The sequence below is a fragment of the Microcoleus sp. K5-D4 genome, from assembly GCF_036704575.1.
Classification (GTDB): domain Bacteria; phylum Cyanobacteriota; class Cyanobacteriia; order Cyanobacteriales; family Microcoleaceae; genus Microcoleus.
Window position 1 is genome coordinate 20650 of sequence record NZ_JAUBSD010000064.1, and the last position, 21425, is coordinate 42074.

Sequence of the window (21425 nt, forward strand, 5' to 3'; positions counted from 1 at the left end):
GTAAATCTGTGTTTATCTGCGGTTAAAAAAGGTAATTTGTTAACCGCAGATGAAAATGGATTGACGCGGATTGACGCAGATAATGTCGAATTCATCTGCGTTTATCTGTGTTTATCTGCCTCTATCTGCGGTTAAAAAAAGGGAATTTGTAACCGCAGATGAAGATGGATTGACGCAGATTAACGCAGATTTAGATCGCGCTTTCGGTTTTGGTGGTAGGCTGGGAATGTGGGTGTAGCGGAAGGGCGATCGAGGTTAATGTATGAAAGCTGAAGAACTTTTAGAAAGATACGCCAAAGGCGAACGAAAATTTCATTCAGCAGACCTTAGAGAAGAAAACCTCAAAGGTGCGGACTTGAGTGGAATAGACTTATCGCATTCAAATCTCTCCGGTGCAGACTTGAGTGAGGCAACTCTAACTCGGGCAAATTTTAATAGTGCCAATTTCATTAAAGCATCTCTGACCAATGCTAATTTGAGCAGTTTAGTTGGGGCTTCTTCAGCAAATTTGGGTTGGGCAGACCTGAATGGTGCAGATTTGAGTCGGGCAAACTTTAGTAGTGCTACTTTAAATTTTGCTGACTTACAGCGGGCAAATCTGACAGGAGCAAACTTTAATAACGCTAAATTAGTTAGTACCACTTTAGACGAAGCAAATTTGAGTGGTACAAGTTTAGATAGTGCTGACCTACGTGTAGCTTCTTTGTATAAAGCGAACCTAAGTAAAGCTAATCTGAATAAGGCTGATTTGACTGAGGCATACTTGCTGGAAGCTGACTTGACTATGGCAAATTTAAGTGAGGCAATATTGACTGAGGCAAAACTTCAAAAAGCTAAATTCCACAAAGCTAATTTCCGCCAAGTTAATCTGTCAGGAATGAATTTAACTAATGCTAATTTAGAACAGGCAAAACTTGACAGTGCCGAGCTAAAATATGCTTGTCTTCGAGGTGCCAATTTAGAAAGAGCAAATCTGCGATATTCTAATTTGATTGGAGCTAATCTGATAGAGGCAAACTTAAGAAGGGCAGACTTTACTCGGTGTAACTGTTATGGCTGGAATATCAAAAATGCAGATTTAACTGGTGCTATAATGCCAGATGGAAAACTCTACCAGCCAGAAACCTCTGACGGAGAAATCTACCAGCCAGAAACTTCGGAAAAATTATCCCAAAAAGTGATATCTATGACGCGCAAAATTATTCGTACTGACAAAGCACCGGCACCCGTTGGCCCATACAATCAAGCGATCGCCGCTACGGGAACTATGCTGTTTGTAGCTGGTCAAATTGCGATCGACATTAGACTAAACGATATTGTTTACACCGACGATGTAGCCAAACAAACCGAACAAGTTATGGCAAATCTCGAAGCCATTCTTACAGAAGCCGGCGCTACTTGGTTGGATGTCGTAAAAACTACGGTTTTCCTCAAAGATATGAATGATTTTGCCGCTGTGAATGCGGTTTATGCGAAATATTTTGATGCGGAAACAGCACCGGCGCGCGCTTGTGTGGAGGTTTCGCGTTTGCCGAAAGATGTGTTAGTTGAAATTGACTGCATTGCTGTGATTTGATTTGAGCTTCTTTGAGAAACCAGGCTTTTTAAATAAGTCTGGTTTCTGGATAGTTTGTTTTTTTTAATATTTATGAGTGATTTAACCGCCGAGGGCGCAGAGGGCGCTGAGAAAGAGGGGAGAGAGATGAATAATTTGAAAGTTTATTTATAGCAACCGCCGAGGGTAAAGTGCGCGACTTTATTAACTTCTACAGCCGATCGCACTTTTGTCGATCTGTCGCTGTCGCGCACCTACTCCCAAATCAATCTGAAACAATCAGATTTAATCTCAATTAGCAATTAGCAATTACTAATCACCAGTTAGCAATTAGCAATTAGCAATTACTCTACAAGTAATTACCAATTACCAACCGTAAACTATTTATTCAGCGCTTCGCGGGCGGCTACCGCTTCGTCGGGATGAATATTCAAGCGGGTCAAATTAATTCGACCTTTATTGTCAATTTCTCGCACTTTGACAATTACTTCATCGTTCACAGCTAACTCGTCTTCCACTTTTCCAACGCGGTAGTCCGCTAACTGGGAAATGTGAATCATTCCTTCTTTTCCGGGCAAAATTTCCACAAAAGCGCCGATCGGAATAATTCGAGTTACGCGGCCGACATACACGTCTCCTGCATTCAACTTGCGCGTCATGCCTTGGACAATGTTGTAAGCCCGCTGAGCTTTTTCGCTGTCGTTGCCAGCAATTGTCACGGTTCCGTCGTCTTCGATGTCAATTTTGACACCGGTTTCTTCGGTGATGGCTTTGATCGTTTTGCCACCAGGCCCAATTACCAAACCGATAAATTCTGGATCGATTTTCAGGGTTAGCAAACGCGGTGCAAACGGCGACATTTCCTTGCGGGGAGTGTCGATGGTTGCCAGCATTCTTTCTAAAATGTGCAGTCTGGCCGGTTTGGCTTGGCGGATGGCGGTGGCAATCACATCTAAGGGCAAACCTTTGATTTTCATGTCCATCTGCAAAGCAGTAATCCCGGTGTCGGTACCGGCTACTTTGAAGTCCATGTCGCCTAAAAAGTCTTCAATTGCCTGAATGTCAGTCAAAATTCGGACTTCATCGCCTTCTTTAATTAAGCCCATTGCCGCGCCGCTGACGGGTTGGGAAAGGGGAACGCCTGCATCCATTAATGCTAGCGTTGAGGCGCAAACTGAACCCATTGAGGTGGAACCGTCGGAAGAAAGGATTTCTGAAACTACGCGAATCACGTAGGGGAAATCTTCTTTGGATGGCAAAACCGGCAGTAAAGCGCGTTCTGCGAGGGCTCCGTGACCGATTTCTCGGCGTCCGGGCGATCGCATCGGCTTGGTTTCTCCTACCGAAAACGGCGGGAAATTGTAGTGATGCAAGTAGCGTTTGTCTTGCTGCGGGTGCAAGTCGTCTCCTAAGTCTTGGGCATCGCCCGGGGTTCCCAGGGTAGCTGCGGACAAGACTTGGGTTAACCCCCGATTAAACAACGCACAGCCGTGTACTCGCGACGGCAGCACGCCTACGCGACAAGAAACGGGTCGCACCTCGTCTAGCTTGCGGCCGTCTACGCGGATGCCATCTTCGAGGATCTGCTTCCGCATCATTTTTTTGGTAACGTCTTTGAAAACGTTGCCGATCGCCTTGCTGTTGGCGGTGGCCGCTACTTTTACCGGGTCCTCTTCCGGGAGTTCGGCGATCGCAGCTTCGACTTCATTTGCCTTAACTTCGTCCAATGCTGCATTCCGTATTGTTTTGTCTTTTTCAAATCTTGACAAAATGATGCGGATGGGTTCTTGGGCGCGATCGCGAATGAAGGTTTCCAGGGCCGAATCTTGCGATGGCCGTTCCTCTACCACCAAATCGATGCCCAATTCCGCCATAATTTCGCGCTGGGCTTGAATCAAGTCACAGGCTGCTTCATAGCCGAAGTCGATCGCCTCGATGATATCCTGTTCCGGCAATTGGTTGGCGCCGGCTTCTACCATGATTACTCCGTCAGGAGAACCAGCTACCACCAGATCCAACTCGCCTTCTTTGATTTCGCTGTAGGTGGGGTTGATGATGAAATCGTCCCCTACCAAGCCGACTCGCACCGCGGCCATCGGCCCGTAAAACGGCATTTTCGCCAGCAGTATCGCTACGGAAGCCCCCGTCACCGCCAAAACGTCCGGTGGCACTTGTTCGTCCATCGAAACCGTTGTGGCTACAACTTGGATGTCATCTCGCAGCCAGCTTGGAAATAGCGGACGCAGCGGTCGATCGATCAAACGGCCAGTCAAAGTTACTTTTTCGGGGGGACGCCCTTCCCTTCGCAAAAATCCACCGGGAATTTTACCGCCAGCGTAGAGTCTCTCTTCGTAATCCACCAACAGGGGCAGGAAATCAATTCCTTCTCTCCCCTGCGATCGAGTCGCTGTCACCAAAACCGCCGTGTCACCCGACTGAATCAAAACTGCACCGCCTGCTTGAGGCGCTAGTAAACCAATCTTCAGTCTAATATCCCGTCCATCGAAGGATATTGACTTGTCTATCTCTACCATGTAGCACTGCTTCCTTATCTACCACATTCTTTCTCTGTCGGGATCGTAACATTACCACAGGATGTTTGAGAGTCCGACGCCAAAAGACAGGGATAATCGCCTCGCGATCGACTGTCTGTGTCTCGATTGTAAGCATTTATACTCGATAATTATTTTTTGCAGTCTGGGCTCGATTCTCCGGTCGATCGTCCGCTAAACGCCTGAAATAGATGGTACTATGAATTTTCGTTTGGGAATTGGGACGTTGAAGGAAGAAGGAACAGGGATTTAGTTATCTAAGTCAGGGAATAAGCCGTAAGGTGTGCCATAAGTACCTAAATATACAGGTTCTACCTAATTCCTATCTGGCTTAAAATTTCCTCGGTTTGTTTTAAATAAATTTTTCATAAATCCCATATAAATGCTCTAGTCAACCTCGCACTTAAATATAAAATCAGGCTAAAAAAATATGGCTATTTTACACGGCAGTTGGCTCCTAGAGAATGAAAAAAGTTGCTTATTTATTTGGGGAGAAACTTGGCGAAAAATAGGGGCAATTGAAACCATAGAATCGGGGATAAATTTACCGCATCCATTAGCAATGACCGAAGCTGAATTTAAGAGTTTCCTAAATTCCTTGCAGCAGTCGGGAAAACTGGATTGGCAATTGCCGGAAACCGCAGAAACTCTACCGGAAAAAAGCAAAAAAACTAGGCGATCTCCCAAAACTCCCAACGCAGAAATTACCGCCCCAAACTCCTCAATTCAAAGGGAAATTCGGGCGATCGCACTTCCTACCCAAATCTCCGAATCGAACGCAAATCTGATGCCGCAGCACTCAGCAGCAGCACTTGAGGAACCAGCCAAAATTGAGGAAATTTACCTTTATCCCTGGCAAGTCGAGGGTTTTTGTCTCAACCCTCAAGCAGCTTTTGTGTTCTTGCAATCACTACCGCTTAACAGCACGGAACCCGACTCTTTTGTCGGCTCAGATTTGCGTTTTTGGTCTCATATTGCTAGGTGGAGTTTGGATTTGTTGGCAAGATGCAAATTTTTGCCTGGATTGGAGAAACAGTCGGACGGTTCTGCTATTGCCAAATGGCAACCGTTGTTAGATAGTTCTACAGATACACTCCGCCTTGCCACTTTTGTTAAGCAAATGCCGACGGCTTGCAGAACATATCAATCGAAGGAAGAAGGAAGTTCGGCAACGGATTCTGTAACGGATGTAACGGATGTCAGAAAGAAGGAAGAAGGAAGTTCGGCAACGGATTCTGTAACGGATGTAACGGATGTCAGAAAGAAGGAAGAAGGAAGAAGGAAGAAGGAAGAAGGAAGAGGGGAAAAGGAAGAAGAATCCAGTCAATTGCCTTTAGCGGTGGATTTGCCGATGGGGGCGGAGGAATTGGTGTTAGGCTTTTTGAGTAGTATTGTAGATAGTCAAGTGCGATCGGCTGGTAGCTCTACTTTAGAGATCAAAACAGTTTCTCCTGTGCGCGAATGGCTGCAAGCTTTGCAGCAGGAATCTGGGATTGTGCAAGTAGAAACAGCAGCATTGGAAAACTTGGCAACCAAGCTGAGTGCTTGGACTGCACCGCTGCAAAACCAATTATCTCAACAAAGTCAATTTCGCACTTGCTTTCAACTCATACCGCCAGCGCCCGGTAAAGCCAACTGGAATTTAAATTATTGCTTGCAAGCAGCAGATGAAACCGACTTTTTGGTGGACGCGACAACTGTTTGGAACAACTCTGTCGAGCGTTTGGCTTATGCGGGGCGGACAATAGAATTGCCTCAAGAAACTTTGCTTAGCGGCTTGGGTTTAGCCTCGAAACTTTATCCGTTAATTGAACCGAGTTTGCAAGCACAGCGGCCTCAATCTTGCCAATTAAATCCGCTGCAAGCTTACGAGTTTATTAAGTCTGTAGCTTGGCGGTTTGCTGATAGCGGGTTGGGCGTAGTTTTGCCGCCGAGTTTGACAAAGACGGATGGTTGGGCGAGTCGTTTGGGCTTGAGCATTCAAGCGGAAACTCCGAAAGTGACTCCGGCGAAAGGTGGGGTGGGATTGCAAAGTCTGCTAAATTTTAAGTGGGAATTGACGATCGGCGGACAGCGCATTTCTAAGGCCGAATTTGACAGATTGACCGCGTTGAATTCGCCTTTGGTGGAAATTAACGGCGAGTGGGTGGAGTTGCGCGCGCCGGATGTGAAAGCGGCTCAAACTTTTTTTGCCAGCCGCAAAGAACAAATGACTCTTTCTTTGGAGGATGCTTTGCGTTTGGCGTCGGGCGATACTCAGATGATCGAAAAATTGCCTGTAGTGAATTTTGAGGCCACGGGTCAGCTTCAGGAATTGTTGAATACTTTGAGCGATAATCAAGCGGTAAGTGCGATCGCAACTCCGGCTAGTTTCCGAGGACAATTGCGGCCTTATCAAGCCCTAGGAGCAGGCTGGTTAGCATTCTTAGAACGCTGGGGTTTGGGTGCTTGTCTCGCGGACGATATGGGGCTCGGTAAGACCATCGAGCTAATTGCTTTCCTCGTGCACTTACAGGAACAAGATTCTCTAGAAGCGCCAACATTACTGGTTTGTCCGACATCAGTATTGGGCAATTGGGAGCGGGAAGTCAAAAAATTTGGCCCGACGCTGAAAGTGTTAGTTCACCACGGAGACAAACGCGCTAAAGGCAAAGCATTTGCGACGGCAATTAAAGGAAAGGATTTAATCATTACCAGTTACGCCCTGGTGTTTCGAGATGCGAAGGAATTTCAAGGCATTAAATGGCAAGGATTGGTTTTAGATGAAGCGCAAAATATTAAAAATTCTGAGGCGAAGCAGTCGCAAGCGGTGCGGCAAATCGAGGCATCTTTTAAAATTGCGCTGACGGGAACTCCGGTGGAAAATAGACTGCAAGAATTGTGGTCTATTTTGGAGTTTCTCAATCCTGGCTATTTGGGGCCGCGCAATTTCTTTCAGCGCCGATTTGCAATTCCGATCGAGAAATACGGCGATCGAGAATCATTGCAGACTTTGCGATCGCTCGTTCGGCCTTTCATCCTCCGCCGCCTGAAAACTGACAAAGAAATCATCCAAGATTTGCCCGAAAAACAGGAGATGACTGTATTTTGCGGGCTGGCTGCTCAACAGGCGGTATTATATCAGAAAATAGTCGAAGAGTCAATAGCGGAATTAGAGTCAGCAGAAGGCATTCAGCGCCGGGGAATGATTCTGGCTTTGCTGGTAAAACTCAAGCAGCTTTGCAACCATCCGGCTCTTGTGAAAGCAGAAGCTAAGCCGAAAGAATTGGAGATTAAGAGTCAGGAATCGGGGAAATTGCAGCGGTTGGTGGAAATGTTAGAAGAGGTACTCGCTGAGGGCGATCGGGCTTTAATTTTTACTCAATTTGCCGAATGGGGAAAACTCCTGAAACCGCATCTAGAACAGCATTTAGGGCGAGAAGTTTTGTTCTTGTACGGAGGAATTCGGCAACAGCAGCGGGAAGAAATGATCGATCGCTTCCAGCACGACCCCCAAGGCCCGCCGATTATGATTTTATCTTTAAAAGCAGGCGGCACAGGTTTGAACTTAACCAGAGCAACCCACGTTTTCCACTATGACAGATGGTGGAATCCCGCAGTAGAAAATCAGGCAACTGACCGCGTATTTCGCATCGGTCAAACTCGCAACGTGCAAGTGCATAAATTTGTCTGCACTGGCACCTTAGAGGAGAAAATACACGATATGATCGAAAGCAAAAAAGCTCTAGCCGAACAAGTAGTCAGCGCCGGCGAAAACTGGCTCACCGAACTCGATACAGACCAACTTCGCAATTTACTAATTCTCGATCGCAATGCTATTATAGAAAACGAAGAAGAATAATGTGTTGAATTTTCTTCGGTTTCTAGTGAGGACTTTAGTTGTCAAAAATCAGAGTAATTACACACTCTGACCAAAGAAACCGGGTTTTCTACCAGGATTAAAGGTTATAGTCCAGTTTTTTACTAAAAGACTCGGTTTCTGACTCTCCTAGATAACTAAAGCTTTTTTCCTTCTTCCTTCTTCCTGACATCCGTTACATCCGTTACAGAATCCGTTGCCGAACTTCCTTCTTCCTTGGGCTTATGATTGACAGAGAATGGTGGACCCAACAGTGGTTAGATTTAATCAATACCTACCGCTTTAAAAAGCGCTTAGAACGTGGCTGGCAGTATGCGCGCGAAGGTAAAGTTCTCAGCATTAAATTTCCAAATCAAGAAGTAATTGCCATAGTTCAAGGAACCGATCCCAAACCCTATCAAGTTTCTTTAGGACTTGATACCTTAAGCGATGAAGATTGGGATTATGTGATTGAAAATATGTCGCAAAGAGCAGTTTTTTCAGCTAAACTCTTAGCAGGAGAAATGCCACACAATATTGAAGATGTATTTGCAGCAGCAGGCAAAACGCTATTTCCGTTAAGCTTATCTGATATTCGATCGCGCTGTAGCTGTCCTGACCCCAAAAACCCTTGCAAACACATCAGTGCAGTATACTACTTATTGGGCGATCGCTTCAGTGAAGACCCCTTCGTACTCTTCCAACTGCGGGGCCGAACCAAAGAGCAAATCTTGACAGCACTTCGTCAGAGACGAGGTACGCAAGGAGAGGAAAATTCCCAACTCAACTCCGGCGAAAATTCCCCCACAGCCAATTCTAAAGTGCCAAAGGTCGATCGCTTTTGGGAATATAACCAACAGCTAGAATCATCTTTAGTAGTTATTGTACCGCCGCCCAGCAGCGAAACAGTATTAGATATCTTAGGCCCAATTCCCATCGCAACCGACGGAAAAGGAACCGCTAGCAAATCCTCCCCTGCATCTGACGCACTCAAGCAGCATTTTAGCAAAATCTACCAAGCAGTTAGCCAGCAAGCAGTTTTAGCAGCACTGAAACGGAGCGAAGGAGATTAACATAATTTATTCGCAGAGATGATACGAGCGACTCTGGCTGATAACAAATCAGGCTTTCATACCTCTTTTATTCTTTAGTCTCTCTCTGCTGGAGCGAGAGTTTGTCTAGAATAGATTTCAACCGACGAGTCTTACTTTTTGCAATTTCAGTTTACACTTCCCGCAAATTACTCATAATCTCTATCAATTCCTGGGGGCGTTTAATCAAAAAATCGGGATTGTGTGCAGCCAAAACCTCCTGAGAATTAAAACCCCAAGCTACAGCCATTACCTTAATTCCTGTTTTTCGAGCAGCGTCTATATCTCTAATCTCATCTCCCACATAAACGACTTGTTTAGGATTTATATGTTCTCTTTTTAGCCAGCTATTAATAACTTTATGTTTGCCAAAAGTTGAACCCGAGTAAATAAATGTGAAAGTGTCTTGCAAACCATTTGTTTCCAGCGACGCCAAGACATTTTCTCGGGAATTAGATGTGATAATGCCCAGTTGAAATCCCAGTTTTTTTAACTCCAGTAAAACTTCTTTAATTCCCGGAAATAATTGAATATTGGGAATTTCGCTGCGTAACTCTGCTTTCAACATTCTAATCAACAGCGGGAATTTGAAGATAGAAATTCCCGAATACTGAAGGAGTTGCCAAGAAGTTAAATTGCTCAGTTGAGCTATTTGCTCTTTGGTCGCAGACTTAAAGCCCAATTCTGCTGACAAACGGTTGGTGATGCTCAGAAGAATATCGATTGTATCTGCTAAAGTACCGTCAAAATCAAAAATAATTACTTTGGTCATTGGACAATAGCAAATAAGGAACGGGAGAGCATACAATTTTAGATTTTAGATTTTAGATCTTAGATGGAAATGACTTACTGCATAATGTATTCACTCTTGGCGATTCAGTACATAGCCTAGGGTTTATCTATAGGGTAATGCGCCCCCTAAGCACCTTGACGAACCTCTCAACTTTTAAGGGTTAATTTGATTTGCTTTCGCATTTCGGCGCAGCATTTCGGGTTTAATGCGCCGCAGGGCCGAAGCTGTAAATCTGCGGTTCCATTCCTCGTCGGAAATGTCGGCTAATTCTGCAAGTGTCGGCGCTATATTTTCCGGATAAGGCTCAAACTCTACAACATCAGTTGGTTTCGCAAATCGCTGATTCCAAGGACAAACATCCTGACAAATATCGCAGCCTGCTACCCAACCTTGTAAATTAGATGCAATTTCGTCGGGCAATTTTTCGGCTCGATTCTCGATCGTGTGATAGGCTATACATCGATCGGCATTCACCACAAAAGGCTCAGTAATTGCCCCCGTCGGACACGCCTCAATGCAGCGAGTGCAAGTACCGCAATGTTCCGTATGGGGTGCATCGGGCGCTAACTCCAAATTAGTCAAGATTTCTCCCAAAAACACCCAAGAACCGTATTCGCGCGAAATTACATTACCATTTTTGGCAATCCAGCCAATCCCGGCACGTTGCGCCCACATTTTATCCTGAATCGGCCCGGTATCAGCATAATACCGCGCTTCAATTCCCTCGCCTTGCGATTGCACCCAATTTGCCAAAACCTTCAGTTTTTTGTGCAAAATTCTATGGTAATCCCGCCCCCAACCGTAGCGAGAGATTTTAGCATATTCGATCCCTGCCTCGACCCCCCCCTCACAAGGGGGATTTGAGGGGCGTTGGTGAGGTGTGTAGTAGTTGATGGCGACACATATTAACGACTGCACCTCTGGCATTATTAATCGAATATCCTGCCGTTTCGGGTTTGCCATCCATGCCATATCCGCCTGATAACCCTTGTCCAGCCAAGCTTGCAATCTTTGTTTTTCTAGATCGAAATCCGTGTCTTTTGAGGCGATACCGACTTTGTGAAAGCCCAACTCAATGGCTTTTTGCTTAATGCGATCGCTATTAATTGATGTTTTCATTGGATCAAATGCCATATCACGAAATGCGCTATTAATCTATTAACCTTGAGAGATACTTTGTTAACAAATTCATAATACTTTCACAATCTTTATATTTATAAATTTGAACTTTAATTTGTCAAAAACGTTACATAATTTTAATTAAGGGAGAATTCGATTCGCCAATTCAAGTACGCAAGTAAAACCGACAGCGAATCCCACAGTATACACATGGCAGTTAGTATTCAATCAGCTCAATCTATTTTCTCAAACACCGAGATTGCGAGCGTTGTTCCGGCTACCACGGAAGCGTTCTACAAACTCAGCGTTGAAGACCAACTCGCACTGCTCTGGTATGCCTACACCGAAATGGGTATTTCCATCACCGCAGCAGCTCCCGGAGTAGCCAGCATGGCGCTTGTCGAAGGCATTCTGAGCGAAATCAAGCAAATGTCGCCGGCTGCTCAAAGCAAAACCATGTTTGACCTAGCCAGCAACGCCGACACAACAATTGGCCGGATTTACACTTCTTTGCGCGTCAATACCAAACTCGGTTTCTGGTACGAGTTGGGACAGTTGATGAAACAGGGCCTTGTCGCTCCGATCCCGGCTGGCTATCAAATGTCTCCCGAAGCCACCACAGTTCTCGAAACTATCAAAAAACTCGATCCCGGTCAACAAATTACCGTACTTCGTAACACCGTAGTTCACATGGGCTACGACCCCGATTTCAGCCAAGAGTACGGCAAACGCTCGGCCCCCCGCAGCACTCCCACCGCTCCAGAAGAGCGGGTGAAAACCCAAATTGAGGGTATCAGTGAGCAGACTGTCCTCAACTACATCGACTACATGAACGCCTTCGACTTCACCCCCGCCGTCGGTTTATTTGCTGAAGAAGGTGCCCTGCAACCACCTTTCCAAAAGCCGATCGTCGGTCGCGACGCTATCCTCAACTATATGCGGGAAGAGTGCATCGGACTGAAAATGATGCCCCAGCAAGGCGTATCGGAACCCGCAGAAGATGGCTACCGCCAAGTGAAAGTCACTGGCAAAGTCGAAACTCCCTGGTTCGGATCGAATGTGGGTATGAACATCGCGTGGCGGTTTTTGCTCGATCCCCAAGGTCAAATTTTCTTTGTGGCGATCGACTTGTTGGCATCTCCTAAAGAATTGCTCAATTTGATGCGTAAATAGAATATTCTGGTTCGGTCAGTCAAACAGACTTAGCCAGAAACCCAGATGCCTTTAGGTGTCTGGGTTTCTATCATTTTAGATTTTAGATTTTAAATTTTAGATTCAAGAATTGAAGGATGGGAAATGACTGATGGTATCAGGGTTTGCAGGTTGGCTACACTTACATTTTTTGAAAGTAATATTGATGTTGGTCGATCGCTCTGAAAGCGGCGATCGACGCTCTGCGGTTCCCGATTCCTCCTTTTTTCGGAGAATTATTTTCCTACCCCTACTTATATCTTTTGAGGGATTTGCTGCGACAAAGAGAATGATTACAGTATACTCATTCATTTGAAATCACTTGTTTTATGACCGCAACAACTCGACCTATTTTAACTACCTCTATAAAGATTGCAGGCATCACAATGCCAGGGATAGTGCAATATTTTGAAACTTTAAACGCGGGCGATTTTGAAGCGACGGCTAATTTATTTGCCGATGACGGGGTTCTGCACGCGCCGTTTGAAGATCCAATTATCGGCAGCATCTCGATCGCCACTTATCTAAAAAAAGAAGCACGAGGAATGCAGCTAGAACCCCAGAAAGGTGTCAGCCAAATTTTAGAAGATGGCAAAGTAGAAGTTCAGGTCAGCGGTCGAGTGCAAACTTCCGCATTTGGTGTTAATGTCGGATGGCTATTCTTGCTCAATTCTGACCAAAAAATCCTTTCTGTCACCGTCAAACTGTTAGCTTCTCCCCAAGAATTGCTAAGTCTGCGGTCACAGAAAAAATTTGATGCTTAATAAGCTGTTTCAGATTTAAATTCTCTATTTTGGTTTAACCTGTCGATCGCACGTAATAGCTAAAATCCTGCGATCGACAGGTTAATCGGCTTTTTATCGCCAGAATAAGGCAGAAACCGGGTTTTGATCCAAATCTTTGGTGAAGTGCCACTCACGGTATAAAAAATCGGTTTCGTGGCTATTTGTGCGATCGGAACTTTACCCCTACAATCTTACAGTCTCGCCTTGGGCTGACGCTACTGCACGGAAAATTGGCTGTCACCGCAGCGCGTGCGACAGACAGCCAAAGCGAGTCTAAAAGTGCATTGCCAATCATTAATGACTAATGACTAATGACTAACGACTAATTAAGATTTTTCCGGCAAACTCGCTTCCAACTTTAGACAGTTGCGACCGTCTATTTGCAAAGTGTAGTCCACCCGATCCATAAGTCTACTCATAATCAGCCAGCCGTAGCCGCTTTCCTGTTTAGCTTCCGGCCTCGGGGGATTGTAAGTATCCATTTCGTAACCTTTACCGTAATCCCAAATTTCTAAACCAATATCCCTATTTTTTAAATTCAAGCGAATTAACACGGGCAAATTGGGTTGATCTTTGTGAGCATGGCGGATCACGTTAGAATAGGCTTCTGCTAACACCAAGCGCAAACGATTCGACTGACGCGGCCAATCGACGTGCTCTCCTAGCTCTACTTCCAAACTGCTCAGCAACCAATTTTCAACAATTGTTAAAAACCGCAAGTCGCTTGGCACATGAAGCTCAGTATTCATAAAAAAATCCCGTAAGTTTGAAAACCCTGTGTATTCACACCAGGTATGAAACACGACGCGCCGAATGGATTCGGCCTCAATACTTGTCGCTACTTGGGGGATACTAGCCTTTTCTGTTGAAAAATCAGGCATTCATGATTCGGTAGAAGGCAGAAGTTAAGAGTATAGTTGAAAACTTTAGTTATGGGTCTAAAGCCCATTAACAATTGATAATTATACCGAGACTGCAAGCAGCGAGGTATAAAAAATCTTTGTTTCAATCCCTGGCTTTTAAGCTTTGGTTTTTTCTGACCAATGCCTTCTACCTTAACCTTTTACAGGTGTTTAATCCCCCAGGAAAGCGATTCAGGAAACTAGCTGCGCCATCGCCGGCTAGGTTTTTTACTGTTGACGATAACGCCGTCCTTTGCAGGACTACTCTGTGAACCGTCAACCAGCAGGGCTTAAGTTTTTTCGGCTCTCACCCCCGACTATGGGTCGGGAGTCGCTGACAGATTCAAAGAACCTCCAGAGAGAGTATGGTTTGGTCGTCTTCCTGAACGGGATTATCGGCTCGGATGTGAGCCAACAAATTGTCCAAGTTGAAAGAACCAGGTTCCTGAATCAATAGTTGCCAAAGCCCTTCTTGTTGTAGCATAGAACGGGTTGGTACACCCCCTGCGACCGCTTCAGTGGTCACGCTAGCTTCAGTAATTCCGTCACTCGTCAGCAGAAATACATCTCCTGACTTTAATTCGATCGTACCTGCTTTGCCTCTCCAAACTGGTAGTATCCCCAAGGGAATGCCACGAGCTTTCAGGAAATTCGGCTCGGCTGGCGTTTTACCGCTAGCGGCTTGAGCTTTCACCTCCGAGTGAGACCAAACAATCGGGTAAATGTGACCGGCATTAGCAAAGGCGAGGTGTCCCGTTGACGGAGTGTAACGAGCTACAACCATTGTAATAAAATGGTTGTTCCCGATCAGGTCGTCAGACATACTGCTATTCATGTTCTGCATAACTTGAGCGGGTTCTGGAGAAACTTCTTGGGAAAGTTCCCGCCTCATCACCGAAATCGCGCTCGCCATAAATAGAGCAGCCGGAACTCCCTTACCCGAAACATCTCCCACCGCTATCCAAATATCTCCTTGGGAGTGGACGTAGACTTCAAAAAAGTCGCCACCAACTTCCCGCGCGGGATAGCAGCAAGCTTGCACTCTGACAGTTTCAAAATCCGGCCAACTTTGGCGCAACAAGTTTGTTTGGATTTGGCGAGCCACTTCCAACTCGTTTTGCATCTGCTTGGCTAAATCCAGAGTGCGCTGGTAGAGCTTAGCTTGAGACAGGGCGAGAGCAGCTTGAGCTGCTACACCTTCTATTAACTCTATATCTTCTGCCGACCAAGGGTTAGTGCCGCCAATCTGGGACAAAGCCAGTACCGCCAGCAATTCTTGCTGGTAAGTCAGGGGCACGGCAATCTCAACCGAGTTACCATTCCCCCCACTGTTTGAGTTCACTTGAGTTTGGCGGGTGGCTACAGCTTGAACCAGCAAATTTTCATCAAAAGAAAAGCTACTGGCATCGTCGGTTTGGGCTTGGTAGGGGAAGGTACTCGGCAATAGTCGATCGCTCTCTACCGGCCGCAGCATACAATAGTTGGCCTCAAAAGTTTGACCTACGGTTTGAACAATAGTTTGTACCATACTAGAGTAATCTAGCGACCCGCGAATGACGCTCATTACCTCATTGAACAGAGATTCCTTGCGTAAAGCGCGGCGCAATGCAACGCTGCGCTGCTTGTAGTATTTGTAAGTATCTGAGGCTTGATTGATCACCAATTTGAGTTCTTCTGGATTCCACGGTTTGGTGATGTATTTGAAAACTTGACCTGAGTTGATGGCCTCAACCAAATCTTCAACATCGGTGTATCCCGTTAGCAGAATCCGAATCGTATCGGGAAATCGCTCGACAGTTTTCCCCAAAAACTCGGTGCCATTCATTTCTGGCATCCGCTGGTCAGATATAATCACCGCCATCTCACCCTGTTCGTCTAGAACTTCCAGGGCGCTGAGGGCGCTATCTGCTTTGTAAACCTGAAAGTCGCGTCGAAACGTCCGGTACAATAAATCCAAGTTGTCGGGTTCGTCATCGACTACCATCAGTTTCAGCTTGCTTCCATCTCCCCGACTCATCTTTCTTCCCCCTTGAAAACCCCCACCATAGCTGTAATCAGCAAGGTGGCGGGAGGAAAAGGGGGGCTGGATATATGCAACATATCAGTTACGTCAAGTTGAGTTAAAGAAACCCGTTTTACCTCAAGGTGAGCATTCCTTTCGCACCATCTGTTCGCACAGATGAGAGGCTTTCGATACTGTAACCCGCCTCGGTAGGCCGCTTCAATAGGGAAAATTCCCGAGTCAGCTTTCACGCTGTGATACGAGCAATGACCTTGTTAGCAGTCGGTACTTTTCTAAACACACCAGCATTCAAAACTGCTAATTAATGCTCTGATTGCAGAGTTCTTAACTAGCTCGGCACTGTCCTCGGTGTGAATTTTAACACTTACTACTAACGCAGGTATTGCTACCTAAGTCTGGTCAACACCGGCTGTATTTCAAGCCCCACTGTACCCGGAGGGTTAGTGGTGGGTTGTTGGCGCTATTCCCTACATCTTTGCCGCATCGTACTTGATTGCTGCATGCAAGTCTCCCCAATCTCTGAACTTTTTGCAGCAAGCATATTACTACTGCCGAATCAAGTTATTCTTTCTGCCAGTCTGAGCTTAGCAGAACGAGAGCGGGGATTTCTAGCGACTTCTTCGGATTGTGGCCCGATCGGCTTTTTTGTCAGTACCTGCAAATTGGGTGTTCCTCTGAGTTGGTGCTTGACTGGTCGGTCTTCGAGACTGTGAAATGTAATGATTCCGATTCTCCCACCGGGTTTTAACCACCTTGGGGCTTGGTTGAGGAAAGTTTCTAAAGAAGCGAGTTCGGAGTTGACAGCTATCCTTAAAGCTTGGAAAGTACGGGTGGCCGGATGGATTCTGCCGTTGCGCTGCTTGGGGGGGAAGCTGGAGGCGATCGCGCCTGCAAGTTCTGTTGTAGTTTGAAAAGGACGCCCTTGCACAATCCGCCTTGCGATGCGCCGCGACAGTCGCTCCTCGCCGTACTTGTAAATAATATCTGCTAGTTTAACTTCTTCCCAGTGGTTGATAATCTCTTCTGCCGTCAAAGATTGCTGCTGGTTCATACGCATATCTAGTTGAGCTGGGTGGCGAAAACTAAATCCTCGTTCCGGTGTATCGAACTGAGCAGAGCTGACGCCCAAGTCTGCTATGATACCATCAAATTCGGCCTCTGGGGACTGATATTCAGCAAAGTTGCCGTGCCAAAACTCAACGGGCGAGTTGGCAAATCGGGCTTGGCAAAAACGGATGGCTTGTTCATCGCGGTCGATCGCCACCACTGTAACATCAGCCGCCGCCGCTAAAATCAAACTCGTGTGTCCGCCGCCCCCAAGCGTCACGTCCAAATAGTGTCCGCCTGGACGCACAGCCAAACCCGCAATTAATTCTTGACCCAAAACTGGAACGTGATAGGTGTCAATACTGACATCCGATCCAAGGGTCTCCTTCTCAGAGAGCTCGATATCCTTCATAATCATAAAAGCCAAACAAAAATCAACAATAGCTAGTAATCATTAATTCATTTAATTATGTCAAGAATTGAGACTAGAACCGAACCGATGGTGCTCAACATGGGGCCGCACCACCCATCCATGCACGGGGTACTCCGGTTAATTGTCACCCTGGACGGGGAAGATGTGGTGGACTGCGAGCCAGTTTTGGGCTATCTGCACCGGGGGATGGAAAAAATTGCCGAAAACCGCACCAACGTGATGTACGTGCCCTACGTGAGCCGCTGGGACTACGCTGCGGGGATGTTTAACGAAGCGGTGACAGTGAATGCACCGGAAAAGTTGGCAAATATTGCTGTCCCCAGACGGGCTAGTTATATTCGGGTAATTATGCTGGAGTTGAACCGGATTGCTAACCACTTGATGTGGGTAGGGCCGTTTTTGGCGGACGTGGGCGCGCAAACTCCTTTTTTCTATACTATGCGCGATCGCGAACCAATTCTCGACTTGTGGGAAGCAGCCACAGGTTATCGCATGGTGAATAATAACTATTTCCGCATTGGCGGAGTTGCCGCCGATTTGCCCTACGGTTGGGTAGATAAATGCCAAGATTTCTGCGATTATTTCGTTCCCAAAATTGACGAGTACGAACGTTTAATTACCAACAATCCAATCTTCCGCCGCCGGATTGAAGGCCTGGGTACTATTTCTCGCAACGAAGCGATTAACTGGGGACTATCCGGCCCTATGTTGCGCGGTTCCGGCGTAAATTGGGATTTGCGGAAAGTTGACCATTACGAATGTTATGACGACTTCGACTGGGAAGTTTGTACCGAAGCTGCTGGCGATTGTTTAGCCCGGTATTTAGTACGGATTCGGGAGATGCGCGAGTCTGTTAAGATTATCTATCAAGCTTTGAAAGGACTCCCCGGCGGCCCTTACGAGAATTTGGAAGCGAAGCGCTTAGAAAGCGGGCCAAAATCCGAGTGGAATGGTTTTGACTATCAGTTTATTGGCAAAAAAGTTGCCCCGACTTTTAAGATTCCCAAGGGCGAACATTATGTCCGCGTTGAAAGCGGCAAGGGTGAGTTGGGGATTTATATTATCGGGGATGATAGTGTGTTTCCTTGGCGCTGGAAGATTCGGGCTGCGGATTTTAATAATTTGCAGATTTTGCCTCACATTGTGCGCGGCGTGAAGATTGCTGATTTGGTGGCAATTTTGGGGAGTATCGACATTATTATGGGCTCGGTTGACAGGTAGGTTTTGTCGGTTTTTATCTGATAACTTAACCCGGTTTTTTTATGGAACCGGGTTGATTTTTTTTTAAACCCTAGATAAACGCGGATAGATATCGATTAATTTTGCTGTTAAGGTAGCTAAAATATACCTGATTTCTCTCTTCTCTCTTCCTCTGTACCCTCTGCGCCCTCTGCGGTTAATAAAAAAATCTCTCCTTCACAAATGAAATAACATCAACTTTGATTCGATAAATTATGAAAGTCCAGCAACCAGATATCAATGACAGCAATCCGGATCTCTGTGCTTTAATCTGCGAAAGAATTGCCGCCAGCCCGCAGCGACGTATTACTTTTGCTGAATATATGGATTTGGCATTATATCATCCGCAGCACGGTTATTACAATAGCGATCGCCCGTCGATCGGCAAACAAGGCGATTTTATCACGTCGTCTCATTGGGGAGCTGATTTTGCCGAGGTTTTGGCAGAGCAGTTTGTGGAAATGTGGCAAATTCTCGATCGCCCTTTCAATTTCGCGATCGTAGAAATGGGCGCTGGGCGGGGAACTTTTGCAGCTAATGTGCTGCAATATCTGCAACGGCAACATCCCGACTTATTTAAAACTTTAACATACATAATTGTTGAAATTTCGCCAATACTTCAAGCGGAACAACGCCAAAGCTTAAGTAATCTCAAATGCGTTAAGTGGTGCAATTGGCAGGAAATAGTTAATAATTCAATAGTCGGATGTTTCTTTTCTAACGAGTTAGTGGATGCTTTTCCAGTGCATCAATTCATTCTGGAAGACGGGCAGGTTAGGGAAATTTACGTTGCTGCAGAAACCCCAAAATATCAACAAAAAGAGATAAACTTTGTTGAAGTTATTGGCGAAGTTTCCACGCCTAAAATTGCCGAATATTTTGATTTTGTAAGCATCGATTTGTCGGCGAGTGTGTACGGGGATGGTTATCGCAGTGAGGTGAATTTGGCGGCTTTGGACTGGATGAGTACAGTTGCTCAAAAGTTGCAGCGGGGATATTTGTTAACTATTGATTACGGTTATCCGGCGCACCGCTATTACAATCCGAGGCGCAGGGAGGGGACGCTACAGTGTTATTATCTGCACCGATATCACAATAATCCTTATATTAATGTGGGGCGGCAGGATTTAACGGCTCATGTTAATTTTACGGCGCTGGAAAGGCAGGGGGAATTGTGCGGTTTGGATGTGGTAGGGTTTACTCAGCAGGCTTTGTTTTTGATGGCGTTGGGTTTGGGCGATCGTATTGCTTCTCTGTCTACAAATGATGCGGAAGTATTGGATGTGGCAACGTTTTTGCGCCGACGGGAGGCTTTGCATCAATTGATCGATCCGATGGGTTTGGGGGGTTTTGGGGTTTTGGTGCAGTGTAAGGGGTTGAGGGAGGAGGAAAAGGGGAGAATATTGAAGGGCTTGATGGTGCCTGATTGATAATTCCAGATTGATGATTAACTAATTTAATAGTTGAGATTTTTTGAACCGCAGATGAACGCTGATTAACGCTGATGTAATTTTGATTGATTCTGTATCTACCCAAATTATTGTCATACAACCAATACCGGATGATTGAGTTTGCGCTAAGCATACAAAAGAGATGCTTTCAGATCGTCAGCTTCAAGATCGGGCATTTCTTCTAGTATTTGTTCCTCACTGAAACCAGCCACAAATAAGTCCAGTACGTCTGATACCCGAATTCTCATGCCGCGAATGCAAGGGCGACTGTCGCACTGTCTAGGATTAACAGTGATTCTTGCGAATAGATCCGACATTAAAGTTAGCTCCTACAACGCTTAGTTATAGTATGAATGAGAGCGCTCGTAATTGTCAATAACTGGATTCCCATGATTATTAACTAATTAAGCTGTACTAATTGCTTTGGTCATTACTTAAGCGCACTGACTCAGTGGCGGAAATTCCCATTTTCCTGAATATAAAGTAGATGGCAGCTTTAAACAATAGGCAGCCGGAATCACCTCAATCAACCACCAATTAAACATATCTCGTTTGGCCACAGCAAAACCAGAAATAGCATCGCCGGTAATGGCATCATACAGAATATCTAAGATGGCATTATAGGCTGTTTTTGTATTGAGTGTTTGCAGCAAGCCATAGAAGATATTATAAGCTTCGTCAGTAGCTTGATATTTTCCAATTTTGTTGATATTAGGAAACAAGGTATCTGCACAAGTTTCGGGAATTTCACAACCATCCTTCAGCCAACAAGATACAATTTTTTGAACTCTATCAGCCTTGTCTTCTTCAGGAAAGTAATGTTTAATCGTCGGTTTAGCTGCTAATGCTATTCCATAAGCCATATAGACGTATCGCTGATGGGATATTTGATTATTAGGCATCCCAAAGGATGTCATTACTTCTACAAAGGCTTCTTCTACATCGCTGTTTCCGCCTCTTTCGTATAAATCGCGATACTTTCTGTCCCAAACTGTGTGAAGTGTTAGTTGTAATTGCTCTGGAATATCTGAATTGTTGGGCAACTTGAAATCGGTGTAATGACCTATGTCAAACTGTATCATTGACTTTCCCTCCTTATGTATTTTTCTTAATCGTAAACTAGGAGCCAGGTAATATTAAGCTTCATATCACCTCCATTCTACCTTACCCAGAAAAGCCAGTAAAGCCCTGGTAAGCTCTACTGACTTTCTATCCTGTACTTCTACGGATATGGCTGGTTGTAGAAGATAATCACTTGAATATTCGGAAATCTCATTTTAAAGTCCTCATCACAAGTAATGTTACAGCCAGAACACATATCTTTCTCAGCAATAGTCCGGACAGTTTTTAAGCAGCCAAAGTACCATAAGACAAGACTGAAGGAAGGTTAGGGTGATTTAAAATCA

General features: G+C 45.5%; 17 protein-coding genes. 8 read left to right on the forward strand and 9 right to left on the reverse strand.

Translation table 11 applies throughout. From position 1 onward, the window contains the following. Positions 1-82: 82 nt before the first annotated feature. Both QUA77_RS19240 and QUA77_RS19245 read left to right on the forward strand, forming a co-directional pair. Positions 83-238, forward strand: a complete 156-nt coding sequence (locus QUA77_RS19240) for a hypothetical protein (protein ID WP_333451869.1) — start codon at positions 83-85, stop codon at positions 236-238. A 24-nt stretch (positions 239-262) separates the two neighbouring features. Next, entirely contained in the window at positions 263-1576 is a 1314-nt protein-coding gene (locus tag QUA77_RS19245) for a Rid family detoxifying hydrolase (RefSeq protein WP_333451871.1), read from the forward strand. 359 nt (positions 1577-1935) lie between these two features. Here the strand turns inward: QUA77_RS19245 and QUA77_RS19250 are convergent, their stop codons facing one another. After that, positions 1936-4089, reverse strand: a complete 2154-nt coding sequence (locus QUA77_RS19250) for a polyribonucleotide nucleotidyltransferase (protein WP_333037503.1) — start codon at positions 4087-4089, stop codon at positions 1936-1938. 448 nt (positions 4090-4537) lie between these two features. On the opposite strand from QUA77_RS19250, the gene QUA77_RS19255 reads away from it, so the two are divergent. Then, positions 4538-7948, forward strand: coding sequence for a DEAD/DEAH box helicase (locus tag QUA77_RS19255; protein ID WP_333451873.1), 3411 nt, complete (start codon positions 4538-4540; stop codon positions 7946-7948). Positions 7949-8190: 242 nt separating this feature from the next. Then, positions 8191-9018, forward strand: coding sequence for an SWIM zinc finger family protein (locus QUA77_RS19260; protein WP_333037507.1), 828 nt, complete (start codon positions 8191-8193; stop codon positions 9016-9018). A gap of 151 nt (positions 9019-9169) precedes the next feature. On the opposite strand, the gene QUA77_RS19265 is transcribed toward QUA77_RS19260, so the two are convergent. Together QUA77_RS19265 and queG are read right to left on the reverse strand one after the other, a co-directional pair. Beyond that, positions 9170-9808 carry an HAD-IA family hydrolase gene (locus QUA77_RS19265; RefSeq protein ID WP_333451875.1) on the reverse strand — a complete coding sequence of 213 codons (639 nt, stop codon included), beginning with the start codon at positions 9806-9808 and terminating at the stop codon, positions 9170-9172. 174 nt (positions 9809-9982) lie between these two features. Further along, positions 9983-10948 carry a tRNA epoxyqueuosine(34) reductase QueG gene (gene queG, locus QUA77_RS19270; protein WP_333451877.1) on the reverse strand — a complete coding sequence of 322 codons (966 nt, stop codon included), beginning with the start codon at positions 10946-10948 and terminating at the stop codon, positions 9983-9985. A 210-nt stretch (positions 10949-11158) separates the two neighbouring features. Here queG and QUA77_RS19275 point away from each other — a divergent pair, with 210 nt between their 5' ends. Next, on the forward strand, positions 11159-12121 hold the full coding sequence (locus tag QUA77_RS19275; RefSeq protein WP_333451879.1) for an orange carotenoid protein N-terminal domain-containing protein: 963 nt from the start codon (positions 11159-11161) through the stop codon (positions 12119-12121). 102 nt (positions 12122-12223) lie between these two features. On the opposite strand, the gene QUA77_RS19280 is transcribed toward QUA77_RS19275, so the two are convergent. Further along, the gene (locus QUA77_RS19280; protein ID WP_333037512.1) at positions 12224-12451 is read right to left on the reverse strand and encodes a hypothetical protein; all 228 of its coding nucleotides are present in this window, start codon (positions 12449-12451) and stop codon (positions 12224-12226) included. Between the two features lie 17 nt (positions 12452-12468). Between QUA77_RS19280 and QUA77_RS19285 the strand changes: the two genes are divergently transcribed. Next, entirely contained in the window at positions 12469-12903 is a 435-nt protein-coding gene (locus tag QUA77_RS19285) for a nuclear transport factor 2 family protein (RefSeq protein ID WP_333037513.1), read from the forward strand. A 347-nt stretch (positions 12904-13250) separates the two neighbouring features. Here QUA77_RS19285 and QUA77_RS19290 read toward each other — a convergent pair whose 3' ends face one another. The 3 genes from QUA77_RS19290 to rsmH all read right to left on the reverse strand — a co-directional run bounded on the left by QUA77_RS19290 (position 13251) and on the right by rsmH (position 17308). Continuing rightward, positions 13251-13673 carry an ATP-binding protein gene (locus tag QUA77_RS19290; RefSeq protein ID WP_006633914.1) on the reverse strand — a complete coding sequence of 141 codons (423 nt, stop codon included), beginning with the start codon at positions 13671-13673 and terminating at the stop codon, positions 13251-13253. 496 nt (positions 13674-14169) lie between these two features. Further along, complete coding sequence (locus tag QUA77_RS19295) at positions 14170-15843, reverse strand: SpoIIE family protein phosphatase (RefSeq protein WP_333037515.1); 1674 nt, start codon at positions 15841-15843, stop codon at positions 14170-14172. A gap of 562 nt (positions 15844-16405) precedes the next feature. Next, on the reverse strand, positions 16406-17308 hold the full coding sequence (gene rsmH / locus QUA77_RS19300; RefSeq protein WP_333451881.1) for a 16S rRNA (cytosine(1402)-N(4))-methyltransferase RsmH: 903 nt from the start codon (positions 17306-17308) through the stop codon (positions 16406-16408). 57 nt (positions 17309-17365) lie between these two features. Between rsmH and QUA77_RS19305 the strand changes: the two genes are divergently transcribed. Both QUA77_RS19305 and QUA77_RS19310 read left to right on the forward strand, forming a co-directional pair. After that, positions 17366-18550, forward strand: coding sequence for an NAD(P)H-quinone oxidoreductase subunit H (locus tag QUA77_RS19305; protein ID WP_333324118.1), 1185 nt, complete (start codon positions 17366-17368; stop codon positions 18548-18550). A gap of 233 nt (positions 18551-18783) precedes the next feature. Continuing rightward, on the forward strand, positions 18784-19998 hold the full coding sequence (locus QUA77_RS19310) for a class I SAM-dependent methyltransferase (RefSeq protein WP_333451883.1): 1215 nt from the start codon (positions 18784-18786) through the stop codon (positions 19996-19998). Between the two features lie 146 nt (positions 19999-20144). Here QUA77_RS19310 and QUA77_RS19315 read toward each other — a convergent pair whose 3' ends face one another. Next, positions 20145-20336 carry a DUF433 domain-containing protein gene (locus tag QUA77_RS19315; protein ID WP_333037520.1) on the reverse strand — a complete coding sequence of 64 codons (192 nt, stop codon included), beginning with the start codon at positions 20334-20336 and terminating at the stop codon, positions 20145-20147. Positions 20337-20453: 117 nt separating this feature from the next. Next, entirely contained in the window at positions 20454-21101 is a 648-nt protein-coding gene (locus QUA77_RS19320) for a hypothetical protein (RefSeq protein WP_333037522.1), read from the reverse strand. Positions 21102-21425 lie beyond the last annotated feature (324 nt).